This is a genomic window from Egicoccus sp. AB-alg6-2 (assembly GCF_041821025.1).
Taxonomy (GTDB): Bacteria; Actinomycetota; Nitriliruptoria; order Nitriliruptorales; family Nitriliruptoraceae; genus Egicoccus.
This window is the reverse complement of the sequence record NZ_JBGUAY010000003.1, coordinates 329140-347167: the sequence shown is the minus strand read 5'-3', so window position 1 is coordinate 347167 and position 18028 is coordinate 329140. Positions and strand designations below refer to the sequence as shown.

The window sequence follows — 18028 nt, the reverse complement described above, 5'->3', positions numbered from 1 at the left end:
GAAGCGGTCAGGCGGCGGTGCGGGGCAGACGGTTGACGGCGTGGTCGCCCGTCGCCCACAGGTACTGGACGGCGTAGGCGCGCCACGGGCGCCACGCCTCGGCACGGGCGACCAGCGCGCCGGGCGTGGTCGGCAGGCCGAGGTGTTCCGCTGCGGCCCGGACGCCCAGGTCACCCGGGAGGAACGCGTCGGGATCGCCGAGGCCGCGCATGGCGATCACCTCGACGGTCCAGGGACCCAGGCCCGGCAGGGCGTGCAGCCGGGACCTCGCCTCCGCGCGATCCGCCCCGGCACCGAGGTCGATCGTGCCGCCTGCCAGGGCCTCCACCAGTCCCTGCAGCGCCCGCACGCGGCTGGCGGGCAACCGCAGCAGCGACGGATCGGCATCGGCCAGGGCCGCCACGGACGGGAAGAGGCGGTGCAGGCCACCGTCGGGATCCTCGACCGTCTCACCCAGCGCGGCGGCGAGCCGTCCGGCATGGGTGGCGGCCGCGGCCGTCGACACCTGTTGCCCGAGCACGGCGCGGACGGCCAGTTCCTCGGCGTCGACGGCGCGTGGGACCCGCCGGCCGGGGGCGGCGCGGACGAGTGGCGCCAGGACGGGGTCGGCCGCGAGCAGGTCGTCCACGGCGACGGGATCGGCGTCGAGGTCGAGCAGCCGCCGGCTGCGCGCGATGGCGGTGCCGAGGTCGCGCAGGTCGGTCAGGCGCAGGTCGCAGGCGACGTGGTCGTTCTCGGGGCGGAGGGCGACGATTCCGCTGCCGTGGGGCAGCCGCAGGGTGCGCCGGTACGCCCCGTCGCGCCATTCCTCGACGCCGGGCACGGCCGTGGCCACGAGGTGTCCGAACAGGTTGTCGGGGCACAGGGGCCGTCGGAAGGGCAGCCGCAGCGTCACCGTGCCCGTCCCGGCGCTCGCCGCGCCGCCCCGCGCCCGGCGTCGCAGATCGCGAGGCGTGGTGGCGAAGACCGTCCGGACGACGTCGTTGAACGCCCGCACGCTGCCGAAGCCGGCGGCGTAGGCGACCTCGGTCAGGGCCAGATCGGTCGTTTCGATCAACAGCCGGGCGGTCTGTGCCCGCTGCGCCCGCGCGAGTGCCAGCGGCCCCGTCCCCACCTCGTCGCGCAGGTGGCGCTGCAGCTGGCGGGGGCTGTACCCGAGACGTGCCGCGAGTCCCGACACCCCCTCGCGGTCGACGGTGCCGTCCCCGATCAGGCGCATGGCCCGTGCCACCACGTCCGCTCGATGGTCCCATTCCGGCGAGCCCGGACTCGCGTCCGGCCGGCACCGCTTGCACGCCCGGAACCCGGCCTGCTGCGCCGCCGCCGCGGTCGGGAAGAAGCGCATGTTGTGCGGCTTCGGCGGGACCACCGGGCAACTCGGCCGGCAGTAGATACCGGTCGTGAGCACGGCGCTGAAGAACCAGCCGTCGAACCGTGCGTCCTTGGACTGCACGGCCCGCACGCAGCGTTCCAGGTCTTGGTACATGCGGGCAGGATGCTCGGTCCGGACGGCGCGGTCCAGCAGATTTGCGACATGACCCTGCCGCCGCACGCGGGCGCGCCCGGGGTCAGCGCGTGAAGCCGCCCCCGACGAGTCGGTGCTCGGGATCCTCGGGGTCGGACGGCGTCGCCTCCCGCAGGACCTCGTCCGCGTACGCCTCGGCATCGTCCTGGGGCTGGTAGCCCAGCTCACGCGCCCCGTCGAGGGACCACCAGTTGCGCGTGTTCGCGGAGACGCCCCATACGACGCGGAAACCGGGCGACGGGGCCGTCAACGCGGCGCCGACCAGCCGCGCCGCGTCCGCCGGCGACAGCCAGGTCGACAACGACCGGACGTTGTTCGGCCGCTCCCGGCAGGTGCCGATCCGCAGGCACACCACGTGCATGCCGTAGCGGTCCACGTACAGCGACCCCAACGCCTCGGAGGCGACCTTGGCGACCCCGTAGAAGGTGTCGGGTCGCGGATAGGACCAGTCGGGCGCGGGCCGTTCGCCGCGCGGCTGGAACCCGACCGCGTGGTTCGACGAGGCGTACACCACCCGCGTGATGCCGGCGCACCGGGCCGCTTCGAGGACGCCGCGGGTGGCGGCGATGTCGTCGCTGGCCGCCTCCCAGTCCATCGAGCGTCCCGTCGTGGCCGCCAGGTGCACCACCGCATCGACACCGTCGCAGGCGTCCCGGATCGTCCCGGCATCGAGCACCGATCCGACGACGGTCTCCTCGTCGGCGTGCCGGTCGGCAATCGGCTCGACGTCGAGCAGGCGCAGGTGCCACCCGAGGCCGGGCAGCCCCGCCCGCAGGTACCCGCCGATCCGTCCGGCGGCCCCGGTGATCAGCACGCGTCCCATGGTCGTCTCCTCGCCGTGTCCGCGGTGACCGTAGACGGCCTTTCGGTGACGGCCGGTGTGCAACCGGGTCGGCGACGGGGAACACTGCCGGTCCGAGGGCGAGGAGCGGACCATGCCACGGCGACCACCGGTCGAGGACCAGGGCGACGAACACCTCGAGGTCGGCCCACCCGAGCGGGCTGCTGCGGGTCTGCCGGCCGTGGCGTGGTCCCTCCGGCACGCCGCCGAGCAGATGGGCGTGCGTCGCAGCCTGCAGACGCTGCCGAAGCTCAACCAGCACGACGGCTTCGACTGCCCGGGCTGCGCCTGGCCGGAAGCCGACCGGCGGCACCTGGCCGAGTTCTGCGAGAACGGGGTCAAGGCCGTGGCGGCCGAGGCCACGGTCCGACGCGTCGACCGCGGCTTCTTCGCCGAGCACGCCGTCAGCGACCTGCGCCAGCGTTCCGAGCACTGGCTCGGACAGCAGGGTCGACTGACCGAGCCGATGGTCAAGCGCAACGGCAGCGACCACTACGAACCGATCGGCTGGGACGACGCCTTCACCCTGGTCGCGTCCCACCTCCGTTCGCTCGCGTCACCCGATGAAGCCGTGTTCTACACCTCGGGCCGGACCTCGAACGAGGCCGCCTTCGTCTACCAGCTGTTCGTGCGGGCATTCGGTACCAACAACCTGCCCGACTGCTCCAACCTGTGTCACGAGTCGTCGGGGGCGGCGCTGACCGAGACCATCGGGGTCGGCAAGGGCACCGTGCAGTTGTCCGACCTCGAGGACACCGACCTCATCTTCGTCGTCGGTCAGAACCCGGGGACCAACCATCCGCGGATGTTGTCCACGCTCGAGACGGCGAAGCGAAACGGTGCGCGGGTCATCACGGTCAACCCCCTGCCCGAGGCGGGGTTGCTCCGCTTCGACAACCCCCAGACGGCCCGGGGCCTGGCGGGACGCGGTACGGCGATCACCGACCGCTACCTCAAGATCCGCCTCAACGGCGACCTCGCGCTGTTCAAGGCGCTCAACGCCGGCCTGCTCCAGGCCGAGGAGGATGCACCGGGCACGGTGCTCGACCACCACTTCATCGCGGCCCGGACCTCGGGGTTCGAGGCGTTCGCCGAGGCTGCGCGGCAGGTCGACTGGCGTGACGTCGACGCGGCGACAGGACTGACCCGCGACGAGATCGCGGCCACCCTCGCCGACGTGCTGCGGGCGCAGCGGATCGTCGTGTGCTGGGCGATGGGTCTCACCCAGCACCGCAACGCCGTGGACACCATCCGGGAGATCGTCAACTTCCTGCTTCTGCGCGGCAACCTCGGGCGTCCCGGCACCGGCGTCTGCCCGGTGCGCGGCCACTCCAACGTGCAGGGCGACCGCACGATGGGCATCCACGAGCAGCCGGGCGACGACTTCCTCGACGCCCTTCGTGACGAGTTCGGTTTCGAGCCGCCCCGCCGGCACGGCGTCGACGTGGTCGAGGCGATCCGCGCGCTGCGTGACGGCCGCGCGAAGGTGTTCCTCGCCGTCGGCGGCAACTTCGTCGGCGCCTCCCCGGACACGGCGACGACGGAAGCCGCCATGGCCAACGCGCAGCTGACGGTGCAGGTGTCGACCAAGCTCAACCGCTCGCACGCCGTCGTCGGCCGCGAGGCACTGATCCTGCCGACCCTGAGCCGCCCCGAACGCGACGCCCGCGCTGCCGGACCCCAGTTGGTCACGGTCGAGGACTCGATGAGCCTGGTGCACGCCTCCCGTGGGGTGCTCGCGCCGGCGTCGGAACACCTGCGGTCCGAGGTGGCCATCCTCACCGGCATCGCCCGGGCGACCCTGGGCGCGGACGGCCCAGGGATCGACTGGGCCGGCATGGCCGACGACTACGACCGGATCCGCGACCACATCGCCAACGTCGTGCCCGGTTTCGCCGACTTCAACCGGCGGCTGCGCGACCTCGGCGGCTTCCTGCTCCCGAACGCGGCGCGCGACGCCGCCGACGAGTTGGCGACCGACACGGGCCGGGCGCAGTTCAGCGTCAACGAGCTCGAGGTGCTCCGGGTGCCTCCCGGTCGGTTGCTGCTGCAGACCATCCGCAGTCACGACCAGTACAACACGACCATCTATGGTCTCGACGATCGCTACCGCGGGATCACGCAGGGCCGTCGGGTCGTGTTCGTCCACCCCGACGACCTCACCGGGCTCGGCCTGGCCGACGGCGACACGGTCGACCTCGTCAGCGAGTGGGAGGACGGCGTCGACCGCCGCGCCGAGGCGTTCCGGACGGTGGCGTTCCCGACCGCGCGTGGCTGTGCCGCCGCCTACTTCCCGGAGACCAACGTGCTCGTGCCGCTCGACTCGACCGCCCGTCGCAGCAACACGCCGACCTCGAAGTCGGTCGTCGTCCGCCTCGAGCCGTCGGTGGCGCCCTCGTGAGCACGACCACCACCATCCGGGTCCGGTTCCACGAGCTCGACCCGAACGGGCACGTCAACCACGGTGTCTATGCCAACTACTTCGAGACGGCCCGTATCGAGCTGCTCGACGGACTCGGGTTCGGTCCCGGCGTGCTGGCCGCGAGGGGCGTGCACCTGGTCGTGGTCGAGTTGCGTATCCACTTCCGCCGGCCCGCCCACGCCGGACAGACCCTCACGGTGCGGACCTGGGTCGAGGAGCTGCGACGGGCGTCGTCGTGGTGGGCACAGCAGATCGTCGACGAGACCGGCCAGATCGTGGCCGAGGCCGAGGTGCGCTCCACCGCCACCAACCCCGCCGGCCGTCCGATCCCCCCGCCGCCCGAGCTCGCCGAGAAGCTGGCCACCTTGCAGGCCTGACGGAGCTGCTCAGCCGGTCAGCGAGCGGTACAGGGTGGCGGTCTCGGCGGCGATGGCGTCCCAGCTGAACCGCTCCTCGACGCGCGCCCGCCCGGCGCGTCCCATCGTTGCGGCCGCGTCGGGGTCGTCGAGCACGGCGACCACGCGGTCGGCGAGTTCGTCCGCGAACGACCCGGGATCGGCGGGGCTGCCGAGTTCGTCGTCCCCGGGTTCGAACCCGACCAGCCAGCCCGTCTCGCCCGGCACCACGATCTCGGGGATGCCGCCGACGGCGCTCGCCACGACCGGCAGCCCGCACGCCATGGCTTCGAGGTTGACGATCCCGAACGGCTCGTAGATCGACGGGCACACGAACACGGCGGCGTGGCTGAGCACCTCCAGCAGCTGCTCGCGGGGCAGCATCTGTTCGATCCACACCACGTCGACCGGCGCGTCCGCCAACTCCGCGACCCGGGTACGGAACTCCTCGGCGATCTGCGGCGTGTCGGGTGCGCCGGCGCACAGCACGAGCTGGCTGCCGGCGGGGAGGCGCTCGGCGACGTCCAGCAGGTGGGTCACGCCCTTCTGGCGCGTGATCCGTCCCACGAACACCGCATACGGGCGGGACGGGTCGATGCCGTGGTCGTGCAACGTGCCGGTGCCCTCGACCGGATGCCAGCCCTGGGGATCGACGCCGTTGTGGATCACGACCACCCGCTGCGGGTCGATCGCGGGGTAGCAGGCGAGAACGTCGTCGCGCATGCCGTGCGAGACGGCGATGACCGCATCGGCCGACTCGAGCGCCGTTCGTTCGCAGAAACTCGACAACGCATAGCCACCACCGAGCTGCTCGCGTTTCCACGGACGCAGCGGCTCGAGGCTGTGGGTGGTGACGACGTGGGGGATGTCGTGCACCAGCTTGGCGAGGTGGCCCGCGAGGTTGGCGTACCAGGTGTGGCTGTGCGCGAGGTCGACGCCCGCCACGCCGGCGGTGATCGCGAGGTCGGCCGACATCGTGCGCAGTGCCGCCAGCTCCGGCGCCTCACCCGCCAGCGCGTCCCACTCGCGGTAGGTGGCCGCCACCAGCGGGTCCCTGCGTGGCGCCCCGAAGCAGTGGACCTCGAGCGCGACGCGTCCGGCCAGCGCCCTGGCGAGTTCGGCGACGTGGACGCCCGCGCCTCCGTAGACCTCGGGTGGGTATTCCTTGGTCAGCAGGCCGACCCGCGGCGCGACGCTCATTCGGCACCGCCCGTGGCCGCGGTGTCCGGGTCCGGCGGTTCGATGCGGTCCTCCTTGCCGATCACGACGATGCCGCCCTCGGAGACGTCGAACCGGGCGCGGTCCTGCGCCGGGTCGACGCCGATCCGGGTGCCGGGCGGGATCACGACGTTCTTGTCGATGATGGCATTGCGGACCACGGCGCCGCGGCCGACGTCCACCCCGTGCAGGAGCACCGAGCGTTCGACCAGGGCGCCGGTGTGCACGTGGACCCCGGGGGACAGCACCGAGGCCCGCACGGTGCCGCCCGAAACGACCACGCCCGAGCACACCATCGAATCGGTCGCCGTCCCGCGACGGTCCTCGGTGTCGAACACGAACTTCGCGGGGGGAAGGGGGTCGTGCCAGGTGTAGACCGGCCAGTCGAGGTTGTAGAGATTGAAGATCGGATGGACCGAGATCAGGTCCATGTGGGCGCTGTGGTAGGCGTCGATGGTCCCGACGTCCCGCCAGTAGCCACGGTCGCGGTCGGTGGAGCCCGGCACGTCGTTGTCGTTGACGAAGTCGTGCACCGCGGCCTCGCCACGCTCGACCATCATCGTGATGATGTCGCCGCCCATGTCGTGGGTCGACGCCTCGTCGGCGGCGTCCAGCCGCAGCGCGTCGATCAGCGCTTCGGTCGTGAACACGTAGTTGCCCATGGAGGCGTAGACGCTGTGCGGGTCGTCGGGCAGCCCGGCCGCGTGCGCCGGCTTCTCGTGGAAGGCACGGATGCGGCCGCCTTCGCCCGGTTCGATGACGCCGAAGGCGAAGGCCTGCTCGACCGGGACCCGCAACGCGGCGACGGTGGCGCCGGCGCCGGAGTCGATGTGTGCCTGCACCATCTGCGCGGCATCCATCCGGTAGAGGTTGTCGGCGCCGAAGACGCAGATGTAGTCCGGCCGCTCGTCGCGGATGATGTTGAGGTTCTGGAACACCGCATCCGCCGAGCCGGAGAACCAGCTCTTCCCGGTGCGCATCTGGGCCGGCACGGGGGTGACGTAGTTGCCGAGCAGCGGCGACATCCGCCACGTCTTGGCCAGGTGGGTGTCGAGGCTGTGGCTCTTGTACTGCGTCAGCACCACGATGCGGCGGTACCCGGAGTTGACCAGGTTCGACAACGCGAAGTCGACCAGCCGGTAGTTCCCCCCGAACGGCACGGCCGGCTTGGCGCGGTCGCGGGTCAGCGGGTGCAGCCGCTTCCCCTCGCCGCCCGCGAGGACGACCCCCATGACCTTCGGTGCGCGGGCGGCCATCGCGTCGCTCCCAGTTCGATTGCGGCCGAGACTAGGCCCGGCAACTAGCGTCTGCCGGACCAGGAGGTGGTGCAATGGGCGACCGGGATCGCGCCGAGGTGCTGTTCGTGCTCGACGACCCGCGTTCGGCGTCGATCTGGACCGGCACCGGCGCCCACACCGATGCCGTGGCGGTCGCGGACGGACGGATCGTCGCCCTCGGCGACGAGGCACGTGCGCGCAGGATCGCCGGCACCGAGGTGGTGGCGCTGCGCGGACAGTCGCTGCTGCCCGGATTCCGGGACGGGCACCTGCATCCGCTCAACGGCGGCGCGGAGACCCTCGACTGTGACCTGGTGGACAGCAGCGACGTCGACGAGGTCCTGGCGCGGCTGGAACGGTTCGTCGCCGAACATCCCGACGCCGAGGCGACGCCGTGGGTGCTCGGGTGGGGCTACCCGCCCGAGATCCTGCCCGGCGGCGTCGGCCGCGCCGAGGTGCTCGACGCCGTGGTCGGGGACCGGCCCGCCGCACTGTGGTCCTCGGACCACCACATGGTGTGGGCCAACACCCGGGCCTTGCAGCTCGCCGGCATCACCGCCGCCACCGACGACCCGCCGCGCGGCACGGTGGTGCGGGACGCCGACGGTCATCCCGTCGGCACCCTGCTCGAGGAGGCCGAGCACCTGCTGGACGCGGTCATTCCGCCCCGCGGCGTCGACAAGCAGGCCCGGGGACTGGAGGTCGGCCTTCAGCGGATGGCGGCCGCCGGCCTGGTGTTCGGGCAGGACGCGTGGTGCGTGCCCGAGATGCTCGCCGCCTACCGTCGCGTGGCCGACGCCGGCGCGCTGACCGCCGACCTCGACCTCGCCTGCAAGGTCGAGGTGGACGCGTGGGACGACCAGGTCGCCGCGTTCGAGTCGCTGCGGGCCGAAGCGGCCGGTGACGCCGCACGGCGCCTGGCCGACGGCGTCCCCGGTGGCCGGCTGACGGCGACGACCGTGAAGTTCTTCGTCGACGGCGTCATCGAGGGCGGCACCGCGGCCCTGTTGGGCCCCTACGTGCCGCTCGACGGCTGCGGGGACGTTCACGACCACGGCATCGCGAACTGGGACCTCGACGAACTCGCTGCGGCGGCGACGGCCATGGATGCCTCCGGGTTCCAGCTCCACCTGCACGCGATCGGTGATGCCGGCGTCCGGCTCGCCCTCGACGCGATCGAACGCGTCGCGCAGCGCAACGGGCCGCGCGACCGCCGTCCCGTCATCGCGCACACGCACCTGGTCCACCCCGACGACCTGTCGCGCTTCCGTTCCCTGGGCGTGATCGCCAACTTCGAACCCCTGTGGGCCCAACCGAACGCGATCATGCGCGAGCTCACCGAACCGCGGCTCGGCCCGGAACGCGCGCGGTGGCAGTACCCGATCGGCGCCCTGCTGCGCGCCGGCGCGCCGATCTCGTTCGGCAGCGACTGGCCGGTGTCGTCGCACGAACCGCTCGACGGCATCGCCGTGGCGGTCACCCGCCAGATCCCCGTCGGCAACGCGGGCTCGGACGACGACGAGGTGCTGCAGCCCGAGCAACGGATCGACCTCGACGAGGCGCTCCGTGCCTACACGCAGGGCACGGCGTTCCAGGCCGGCGACGAGTCCGAGGCGGGCACCATCGCCGTCGGGCAGCGCGCCGACCTCGTCGTGACCGCGCAGGACGTGTCACGGGTCCCGGCACGAGAGCTCGACGCCGTCGAGGTGGACGGCACCTGGCTGGCGGGGCACCGGGTCTTCGGCCAGTCGATCGGTGTCTTCGGCTAGTCGATCGGCCCGGATCGGGTTCGGAGTTGGCCGCCCGTACTCCCTAGGCTCGGCGGACGCCCGGGTGGGCCGGTCGAGGAGGCAGGGACATGGCGGACCAGATCGTCGCGGAGATCCAGAAGGTCGGCATCGTGGGGTGCGGAACCATGGGTTCCGGCATCGCCGAGATCGTGGCGCGGAACGGGTTCGAGGTCGCGTTCGTCGACATCGACGGGGGCGCGGTCGATCGCGGGTTCGTCCGCATCCGGGCCTCGCTCGACCGGCAGATCGAGCGGGGGCGTCTGGACGCTGCCGAGCGCGACGCCGTCCTCGCGCGCATCCACGGCGACACGGAGTGGGAGGCGCTCGACGACTGCGACCTGATCATCGAGGCGGTGCCCGAGGTCCTCGAGGTCAAGCAGGACACGTTCCGCAGGATCGACGAGGTCGCGCGTCCGGACGCGATCATCGCCACCAACACCTCGTCGTTGCCGGTGATGGACATCGCGGTGCACACCCGCCGTCCGAACCGGGTGCTCGGCTTCCACTTCTTCAACCCCGCGCCGGTCATGAAGTTGATCGAGCTGGTGCGCACGGTCGTCACCGACGAGGCCGTGGTCGCCACGGCGAGCGACTTCGCGGCGACCATCGGCAAGTCGCCGGTGGTCGTGGGCGACCGCCGGGGGTTCATCGCGAACCAGTTGCTGTTCCCCTACCTCAACCAGGCGGTGTGGATGGTCGAGGGCGGCTACGCGACCAAGGAGGACGTCGACGCCGCCATGCGCTTCGGCGCCGGTCTGCCCATGGGCCCGATCTCGCTGACCGACCTGGTCGGGATCGACACCTTCGTCGGCATCATGGAAGCGATCCACTCCCAGTTCGAGGACACGCGCTTCGCACCCCGTCCGCTGCTGTCGCAACTGGCCGCCGCCGGGTTCACCGGCCGCAAGGCGGGTCGCGGCTTCTACACCTACGAGCAGCCGGGGAGCTCCAGGACGGTCCCGGACAGCGACGTGCGCGAGTCGGCCGACCCGGCCTCGATCGCCGGCTGGCGGACCATCGGCGTGGTCGGCACCGGCACCATGGCCAGCGGCATCGTCGAGGTGTGCGCACGGGCCGGGTTCGACGTGGTCGTGCGGGGCCGCAGCCGTGAGAAGGCCGAAGGCGTGATCGCCAGCGTCGCCAAGTCCATGCAGCGGATGGTGGACAAGGAGCGGCTCAGCGAGGAGGACATGGTGGCCGCGCTGCAGCGGATCCGGCCGACCTCGGAGCTGCTCGACCTCGGCGACGCCGACCTCGTGATCGAGGCCGTGGCCGAGGAGTTGGCCATCAAGCGCGAGCTGTTCGCGGAGCTCGCGGCGGTCCTCAAGCCACAGACGGTGCTGTCGACGACGACCTCGTCGCTGCCGGTCATCGACTGTGCCATGGTGACCGACCGGCCCGACCGTGTCGTCGGCCTGCACTTCTTCAACCCGGCCGCGATCATGAAGCTGGTCGAGATCGTGACCACGGTGCGCACCGAGCCCGAGGTCGTCGAACAGGCCCGCGCCTTCGTCGACCGCATCGGCAAGGTCGGCGTGCTGTGCGGCGACCGGGCCGGCTTCATCGTGAACACGCTGCTGTTCCCCTATCTCAACGACGCCGTCAAGATGCTCGAGTCGCACTACGCGACCGCCGAGGAGATCGACACGGCGATGAAGCTCGGCGCGGCCTACCCGATGGGGCCGTTCGAGCTGATGGACGTCGTGGGTCTCGATGTCACGCTGGCCATCATCCAGCGCCTCCGCGACGAGTACCGCCAGCCGTCCTACGAACCGGCCCCACTGCTCCGGCACATGGTCGACGCCGGCTTCCTCGGCCGCAAGGTCGGGCGCGGGTTCTACGTCTACGACTGACGAGCAGGTACCAAGCAGGTGTGAGCGAGACCACCACCGTCGAGTCAACGGTCCCCGGCGGGCCGGATGACGAGCAGGGTCTGGCGCCCGCCCGACCGCTGCCACGCGGTCGGTGGCGCGAGGCCGTGGCCATGCTGCCCGACCTCCTCCGGCTGTTGCGTGACCTCTCGAGCGACCCGCGGGTGCCGCGCCGTGCGAAGCTGTACGGGCTCGCGGCCGCGGCGTACGTCGCCGTCCCGATCGACGTCGTTCCCGATTTTCTCCCCGTGGTCGGGGCCCTCGATGACATCGCCGTGGTCGTCCTCGCCCTGCGTCGCCTGGTCGCGGCCGCCGGGTACGACCTCGTCCGCGAACGGTGGACGGGAACCGACGACGGGTTCGCGCTCTTGATCGTGCTCACCGGGGTCGAACGGTGAACTTCCCGCCCCGCCCCGATCCGTTCCTGCCCCAACTCACCGGCTACGAGGTGCAGCGGGTGCCGGCCTACCAGGCCAGCAAGGACTACGTCTGCCCCGACTGCGGCAACTCCATCCGGACCGGCCAGGGCCACGTGGTCGCCTGGCCCGAGGGCTACGTGGCGGATCGCCGGCACTGGCACCTGCACTGCTGGCGGCACGCCGCCAATCGTGGCTTCGCGTGACCCGATGCGGGGCCGGGGTCCGGTGCGCGGGTAGCCTGCCGGCGTTTCCGTTCCGAGGCACAGGGTGAGCAAGCGGCAGCACCAGAAGCAGCTCGACAAGGCACGCTCCCGGCGTCAGGCCGACGCGCTGCGGCGCCGCGAACGCCGGACGCGCATCACCGTGCTCGTCATCGTCGTGTTCCTCGTCGTCGGCCTGGTCGGTGCCGGGCTCGTCATCGGCGGCGATGATCCCGTCCCCGAGATCGACGACGTCGAGGCGCCCAACGGCGACGAGGACGGCTCCGCGGCGAGCGACGTCGAACCGTGCCCACCGGCCGACGACGCCCCCGAGGTGGACGCCCGCTACTACGACGACTCGCCGGCCGTCGACCTCGATCCCGAGGCCGACTACGTCGCGACGATGGCGACCACCTGCGGGAACATCACCATCGACCTCGACGTCGAGGGTGCCCCGGGGGCGGTCGCCAACCTCGTCGGGCTGGCCGAGGACGGGTACTACGACGGCGTGCTCTTCCACCGCGTCATCGACGGTTTCGTGATCCAGGCGGGCGACCCCGCGGGGACGGGCTGCGGCCAGGCGGACTGCACCGCGGCCGGCTTCGACCCCGAAGCGCCGACCTACCCCGGGTTCTCGATCCCCGACGAGACCTCGGCGGCCGAGGACTTCGCCGCCGGCGCCACCGGCGGGGTCGAGTACCCACGCGGCACCGTCGCGATGGCCCGCACCGACGCGCCGGACTCGACCGGGTCGCAGTTCTTCATCGTGCAGGGCGACCCGATCGGACTCCCCGACGCGAGCTACATCGTGGTCGGCACGGTCGCCGAGGGCATGGACGTGGTCGACCAGATCGCGGGTCAGCCCACCGAAGCGGGCGATCGACCCGTCGACGAGGTGCGGATCGTCTCCTTCACGGTCGAGCAGGGCTGAGTGCCGGGTGGCCATGCCGCGAGCGTTCACTACGCTCGGGGCTTTCCGTTCCCGTGCACGCAGGAGACCCCGTGGCAAAGCAGTGGAGTTCACCGCCCGAGATGGCGATCGACGCCTCGAAGACCTATACGGCGACGATCCGGACCAGCCGCGGTGACATCACCGCCAAGCTGTATCCCGAGGACGCACCGCAGACGGTGAACAACTTCGTGTTCCTCGCACGCGAGGGGTTCTACGACGGGGTGATCTTCCACCGCGTCATCGAGGGGTTCGTGATCCAGGGCGGCGACCCGACCGGCACCGGGACCGGCGGTCCGGGGTACCGGTTCGGCGACGAGCTGGAGTCGTCCCGCAAGCACGGCTACCGGATGGGCACGCTCGCCATGGCGAACGCCGGCCCCGACACCAACGGCTCGCAGTTCTTCGTCTGCCACCAGGACGTCGGCCTGCCCCCGTCGTACACCGTGTTCGGCAAGGCGACCGACGGCCTCGACGTCGTCGACGACATCGCCACCACCCAGACCGACGCCCGCGACAAGCCGGTCGACGACGTCGTCATCTCGACCATCGAGATCACCGAGTCGTAGGACGCCCGAGTCCGTAGCGGCGCCCGGCGTGGTTCGCGTCGGGCGCCGTCGTGTGCGGTGGGCGAGCGCCTGCAACTTCCGGGTCGCCTTCTGCGTCCTTTTCGGTGAGCGTGCGGGACGCACGCACCGTCGGTAGGGCCCGGGACCTCCCCGGGAGGAATGACACGTACGTGGGGCGACGCAGGTGGCCGGTCGTGATCGCACTGGCCGGGGCAGTGGTGTTCGGGTTGCAGGGCTGCGCGCAGCCGGGTGCCGGCACCGCCGGCGGACCGACGGCGACGGCCGGTCATGACGTCCGCATCGACGACGGTCGGCTGGTGCTGACCTCGCCGGACGGCGGGGAGCGCGTGGTCGCGCACACCGATCCCGACGCCGACGGGGAACTGGTCCACGCCGCCGTCCGGCCCGGCGACCACGACCGGCAGACGGTCCTGGCGTTGGCGCGGGCCGCTGGCGACGGTCGCAGCCGCTACGAGTTGCGCTACCTCACCGTCGACGGCGACACCGTCACCGACCTCTACTGGTTCCCGTGGCGCCTGCAGGTCGCCGACGACCTCGCCGACACGCTCGACCTGCCTCCACTGCCCGTGTGGTCTCCCGACGGCGACGCGCTCGCCTGGCTCGAGTGGGACGGTTCGGGGACCCGGCTGCGCACCGTCGGCTGGCACGACGAGGACGTGACGTCCAACCCGTCGGACGACGTGGCCTCCTACCGGGTCGACGAGGTCCCGGCGGGCACGCAGCTGCAGGCCTGGGAGACGGGCGACGGCGTTCCGGTCCTTCGCGGCAGCGACGGCGACACCACCTGGCGGATCGAGCTGGACCTCGATGCGGCGGCGGCGATCGCGATGGCCGAGGCCGGGAGCCTCCCGGCGTCCTGAGGTGGCTCAGTCGCCGTGGGTGACGACCATCCGGATGGGGTTGCCCTCGCGGGTCTCGAGCCGGCGCAGGGCGTCGGGGAACTCGTCCAGCGTGAGCCGGTCGGTGACCGACCGCGTCAGGTCGAGGCGTCCCGATTCCACCAGGTCGTACAGCTCGCCGAGGTCCTGCTGCGTGTAGCCGAACGAGCCGACCAGTTCGGTCTCCTGGGCCACGAACAGCGCGATCGGCACCGTCTGGATCGCCTGCGGCCCGAGCCCCACGATCGTGGCGCGACCGCCGGGCCGCAGGCTCTTGACCGCCTGGTCCACCGTTTCGGGCAGCCCGACGAACTCGAAGCTGCGGTCCACGCCGCCCTCGCTGAGTTCGCGGATGCGGCGGGCGACCGATCCCTCGGACGCGTCGACGACCTCGTCGGCGCCCCACGCCAGCGCACGCTGCAGGTTGACCTCGGAGACGTCGATCCCGACGACGGCTGCGCCCGCGAGCTTGGCCAGGAGGACGGCGTGCATCCCCAGCCCGCCGAGGCCGAACACGGCGACCGTCATGTCCGCACCGACGCCGCCACGCTTGAGGGCGTGGTAGGGGGTCGCGACCGCGTCCGTGACGATCGCGGCCTGGTCGAAGGGCAGCCCGGCCGGCAGGGGAACGAGGTAGCGGGCGTCGGCCACCGCGTACTCGGCCTGGACGCCGTCGTGGTCGACGCCGGCGACCGACGTCGTCACGCACAGGTTCTCGCGACCGAGTCGGCAGTACTCGCAGACGCCGCACGGGCGCGACATGACCCAGGCGACGCGGTCGCCGACCTGCCAGTCGCGCACACCGTCGCCGAGCGCGGCGACGACGCCGGCCGGCTCGTGGCCCAGGATCTGGGGCAGTTGGGGGCCGTGGGGCGTGATGCCGGCGACCACGTGGAGATCGCTGGCACAGACCCCGCACGCCTTGACCTGGACCAGCACCTCGCCGTGCGCCGGCCGGGGCAGGGGCACCTCGTCGATGCGCACGTCCTCGGCCTGCTCGGCGGAGCGCGGGCGGTGCAGGCGCGCAGCCCGCATGGTCTCGGGCAGGCTCATGGTCGGCTTTCGGCTCGTCAGTCGCGTGGCGGGGCGGGCGGCGGCGCGGGCGGGCCGCTCTCGTCGGTCCCGTCGCTCGGCCACGGCGGCAGGTCGTCGAGGTCGATGCGTTGGGGGCGGACGCCGCGGTCGTAGTCCTTCATGCGGCGCGGATAGCCGACCTTCGCCGCGTCGTAGAGCGGGATGTTCGTCTTCCCGCAGAACTCGACGGCGTGGGCGCGGTCGCGGACCGGACGTCGCAGGTACTCGCCGTCGTCGGCGACCAGCAGCAGCGTGGTCGAGTAGATCGCCGTCCGGGGCTCGAGGTAGGCCTCGACGCCGATCCGGCTCTCGACGAACGCCTCGAGTTCACGAACGGTCGTGCGGCTCGACCGGTCCGTGCTGGGGCTCGGCGCAGCACGCCTCAACTCGCCCTTGAACCAGGCGCGCAGGCGGTCGGAGAAGCCCATCGGGCACCTCGAGGTCGTGGGGAGCGTGCGAAGGAGCGGGGCGCCGAGGCTACCCGAGGGGGTCTCGGGCGGTCAGGCGGCGCCGTGGTCCTCGACGAGCTCGACGAGGACGCCGCCCGTGCCCTTCGGGTGCACGAACGCGACCGTGTGGCCGCCGCCACCGGGTCGGGGCTCCTCGTCGATGAGGCGGACGTCCTGGTCGCGGAGATGATCGAGGGCGTCGGCGACGTCGGCGACCCCGAAGCCGAGGTGGTGCAGCCCCGGGCCGTTCTTGGCCAGGAACTTCGCGATCGGGGAGTCGTCGCGGGTGGGCTGCAGCAGCTGCAGGTACACGCCACCGACGTCGAGCATCGCCTCCTCGACCCCGTCGGAGTCGACGCGTTCGCGCGAGTCGGGCGTCAGGCCGAACGCACGCTCGTAGAAGGCCAGCGCCTCGTCGAGATCCGGAACGGCGATCGCGATCTGGTCGATGCGGGTCACCTGCATGGCGCGCGCTCCTTCGGGGTCGTCGTCGTCGCCGGTGCTCCGGCTGTCGCCCATCCTGCCGGGTCCGCAGCGGCGGTCCCAACCGCCGGGGCGATCGCCTGGACGCGCGCCCGCGCCGCGCGAACTCGGGTTCGCACGGTTCGCACTCGAGCTGCTCGCCGAACCGCACGCGGCGGGGCACCTTTGCCCCATGGACGACCTCACCGCCACCTCGCCCCAGACGCCGACCGCAACCTCCCTGTCGTCGTGGCCCGTCGGCGACGTGATGCGCCGGGTCCAGGCCCAGTTGCGTGCTGGGGACGCCCCGTCGTTCGAGGCGTTGCTGGCGTTCGGGGCACCGGCCGGCCCGACGCGCTGAGCCGCGGTCGCCGGCCCCGGCCGGCCGGTTCGGTCCTGCTCCCCGAGCGGCCCTACGATGGCTGCGAGCGCCTCGTCGTGGCGGTACGCCGGGGCTTGATCTCCCAGGGAGGACCGTCGTGAACGAGGTCGTCGTCGTCGGCTATGCCCGCACGCCCGTTGGCAAGTTCGGTGGTGGGCTCGCCCCACTGAGCGCGATGCAGCTTGGCGGGAGGGCCATCGCCGGCGCGCTCGCGCACGGCGGCGTGCCGGCCGACCAGGTCGGCTACGTCGTCATGGGCCACGTCTTGCAGGCGGGCCAGGGGCAGATCACCTCGCGGCAGGCGGCGGCCGAGGGCGGGGTCGCCATGGGCGTGGCATCCGAGACCATCAACAAGGTGTGCCTGTCCGGCATGACCGCCGTGTCCCGCGCACGCGACCTGATCCGCGTCGGCGACTTCGACCTCGTGGTCGCCGGGGGCATGGAGTCGATGTCCAACGCGCCCTACGTGCTCGACAAGGCACGCTTCGGGCTGCGGATGGGCGACGCCAAGCTCACCGACGTGATGATGCACGACGGGCTCACGTGCGCCTTCGACGGGTGCGCCATGGGCCTGGCGACCGACACCTACCAGTCCGACAAGGGCCTCGACATCTCCCGCGAGCAGCAAGACGCCTGGTCGGCCCGGTCGCACGAGCGCGCCGCCCGGGCCTGGAAGGACGGGCTGTTCGACGACGAGGTCGTGTCCGTCGAGGTGCCGCAGCGCAAGGGCGACCCGTTGACCGTCGCCGAGGACGAGGGCATCCGCGAGGGGACCACGGCCGAATCGCTCGCCGGCCTCCGGGCGGCCTTCAGCAAGGAGGGCACGATCACGGCGGGCAACGCCTCGCAGATCTCCGACGGTGCCGCCGCCCTGGTGCTGGCGAGCCGGACCAAGGCGGACGAGCTCGGCCTGCCGGTGCTGGCGACCATCCGCTCGTGGGGGACCGTCGCCGGGCCCGACCCCTCACTGCACCATCAACCCTCGGCCGCGATCCGCGACGCCGCGCGGCGTGTCGACGTCGATCCGTCCGGGTTCGACCGCTACGAGATCAACGAGGCCTTCGCCAGCGTCGCGATCGCCTCGACCCGTGACCTCGGCCTCGACGAGGACAAGGTGAACGTCAACGGTGGCGGCATCGCGCTGGGGCATCCCATCGGCTGTTCCGGGGCGCGCATCGTCGTGTCGCTGATCAGCGCGCTGCGCCAGCGCGGCGGTGGGACCGGCGCGGCCGCCCTGTGCGGCGGAGGCGGCCAGGGCGACGCACTGCTGCTCGCCGTCGAGTAGG

At 72.0% G+C, this 18028-nt stretch carries 18 protein-coding genes; 11 read left to right on the top strand and 7 right to left on the bottom strand.

What is annotated here, in order from left to right; genetic code table 11:
- Positions 1–7: 7 nt before the first annotated feature.
- The gene (locus ACERMF_RS06560; RefSeq protein ID WP_373668236.1) at positions 8–1486 is read right to left on the bottom strand and encodes an AlkA N-terminal domain-containing protein; all 1479 of its coding nucleotides are present in this window, start codon (positions 1484–1486) and stop codon (positions 8–10) included.
- Positions 1487–1568: 82 nt separating this feature from the next.
- Positions 1569–2348, bottom strand: a complete 780-nt coding sequence (locus tag ACERMF_RS06555; RefSeq protein WP_373668235.1) for an NAD-dependent epimerase/dehydratase family protein — start codon at positions 2346–2348, stop codon at positions 1569–1571.
- A 112-nt stretch (positions 2349–2460) separates the two neighbouring features.
- Here ACERMF_RS06555 and ACERMF_RS06550 point away from each other — a divergent pair, with 112 nt between their 5' ends.
- Entirely contained in the window at positions 2461–4767 is a 2307-nt protein-coding gene (locus ACERMF_RS06550) for an FdhF/YdeP family oxidoreductase (protein WP_373668234.1), read from the top strand.
- Positions 4764–5165 carry an acyl-CoA thioesterase gene (locus tag ACERMF_RS06545; RefSeq protein WP_373668233.1) on the top strand — a complete coding sequence of 134 codons (402 nt, stop codon included), beginning with the start codon at positions 4764–4766 and terminating at the stop codon, positions 5163–5165. Before ACERMF_RS06550 ends, ACERMF_RS06545 begins: the two co-directional genes overlap by 4 nt.
- A 9-nt stretch (positions 5166–5174) precedes the next feature.
- Here ACERMF_RS06545 and glgA read toward each other — a convergent pair whose 3' ends face one another.
- The gene (gene glgA, locus ACERMF_RS06540; RefSeq protein WP_373668232.1) at positions 5175–6383 is read right to left on the bottom strand and encodes a glycogen synthase; all 1209 of its coding nucleotides are present in this window, start codon (positions 6381–6383) and stop codon (positions 5175–5177) included.
- On the bottom strand, positions 6380–7657 hold the full coding sequence (gene glgC, locus ACERMF_RS06535) for a glucose-1-phosphate adenylyltransferase (protein WP_373668231.1): 1278 nt from the start codon (positions 7655–7657) through the stop codon (positions 6380–6382). Before glgC ends, glgA begins: the two co-directional genes overlap by 4 nt.
- 74 nt (positions 7658–7731) lie before the next feature.
- Here glgC and ACERMF_RS06530 point away from each other — a divergent pair, with 74 nt between their 5' ends.
- From ACERMF_RS06530 to ACERMF_RS06500, 7 genes are all read left to right on the top strand, one after another.
- Positions 7732–9447: an amidohydrolase gene (locus tag ACERMF_RS06530; protein WP_373668230.1), complete on the top strand. Its 1716-nt coding sequence runs from the start codon at positions 7732–7734 to the stop codon at positions 9445–9447.
- Positions 9448–9536: 89 nt separating this feature from the next.
- Positions 9537–11321 (top strand): 3-hydroxyacyl-CoA dehydrogenase family protein, encoded by a 1785-nt coding sequence (locus ACERMF_RS06525; protein ID WP_373668229.1) that lies wholly within the window; start codon positions 9537–9539, stop codon positions 11319–11321.
- Positions 11322–11341: 20 nt separating this feature from the next.
- Positions 11342–11737, top strand: a complete 396-nt coding sequence (locus ACERMF_RS06520) for a YkvA family protein (protein WP_373668228.1) — start codon at positions 11342–11344, stop codon at positions 11735–11737.
- The gene (locus ACERMF_RS06515; RefSeq protein ID WP_373668227.1) at positions 11734–11961 is read left to right on the top strand and encodes a hypothetical protein; all 228 of its coding nucleotides are present in this window, start codon (positions 11734–11736) and stop codon (positions 11959–11961) included. Before ACERMF_RS06520 ends, ACERMF_RS06515 begins: the two co-directional genes overlap by 4 nt.
- 64 nt (positions 11962–12025) lie before the next feature.
- The gene (locus ACERMF_RS06510) at positions 12026–12889 is read left to right on the top strand and encodes a peptidylprolyl isomerase (protein ID WP_373668226.1); all 864 of its coding nucleotides are present in this window, start codon (positions 12026–12028) and stop codon (positions 12887–12889) included.
- 71 nt (positions 12890–12960) lie between these two features.
- Complete coding sequence (locus ACERMF_RS06505; RefSeq protein WP_373668225.1) at positions 12961–13476, top strand: peptidylprolyl isomerase; 516 nt, start codon at positions 12961–12963, stop codon at positions 13474–13476.
- 194 nt (positions 13477–13670) lie between these two features.
- Positions 13671–14357 (top strand): hypothetical protein, encoded by a 687-nt coding sequence (locus ACERMF_RS06500; RefSeq protein ID WP_373668224.1) that lies wholly within the window; start codon positions 13671–13673, stop codon positions 14355–14357.
- A gap of 6 nt (positions 14358–14363) precedes the next feature.
- Here the strand turns inward: ACERMF_RS06500 and ACERMF_RS06495 are convergent, their stop codons facing one another.
- The 3 genes from ACERMF_RS06495 to mce form a co-directional block, all read right to left on the bottom strand.
- The gene (locus tag ACERMF_RS06495; protein ID WP_373668223.1) at positions 14364–15428 is read right to left on the bottom strand and encodes a zinc-binding dehydrogenase; all 1065 of its coding nucleotides are present in this window, start codon (positions 15426–15428) and stop codon (positions 14364–14366) included.
- 17 nt (positions 15429–15445) lie between these two features.
- Complete coding sequence (locus tag ACERMF_RS06490) at positions 15446–15877, bottom strand: oxidoreductase (RefSeq protein WP_373668222.1); 432 nt, start codon at positions 15875–15877, stop codon at positions 15446–15448.
- Positions 15878–15949: 72 nt separating this feature from the next.
- Complete coding sequence (gene mce, locus ACERMF_RS06485) at positions 15950–16363, bottom strand: methylmalonyl-CoA epimerase (protein WP_373668221.1); 414 nt, start codon at positions 16361–16363, stop codon at positions 15950–15952.
- A 190-nt stretch (positions 16364–16553) separates the two neighbouring features.
- Between mce and ACERMF_RS06480 the strand changes: the two genes are divergently transcribed.
- Together ACERMF_RS06480 and ACERMF_RS06475 are read left to right on the top strand one after the other, a co-directional pair.
- The gene (locus ACERMF_RS06480) at positions 16554–16721 is read left to right on the top strand and encodes a hypothetical protein (RefSeq protein ID WP_373668220.1); all 168 of its coding nucleotides are present in this window, start codon (positions 16554–16556) and stop codon (positions 16719–16721) included.
- 118 nt (positions 16722–16839) lie between these two features.
- Positions 16840–18027: an acetyl-CoA C-acetyltransferase gene (locus tag ACERMF_RS06475; RefSeq protein ID WP_373668218.1), complete on the top strand. Its 1188-nt coding sequence runs from the start codon at positions 16840–16842 to the stop codon at positions 18025–18027.
- The last annotated feature ends 1 nt before the right edge of the window (position 18028 follow it).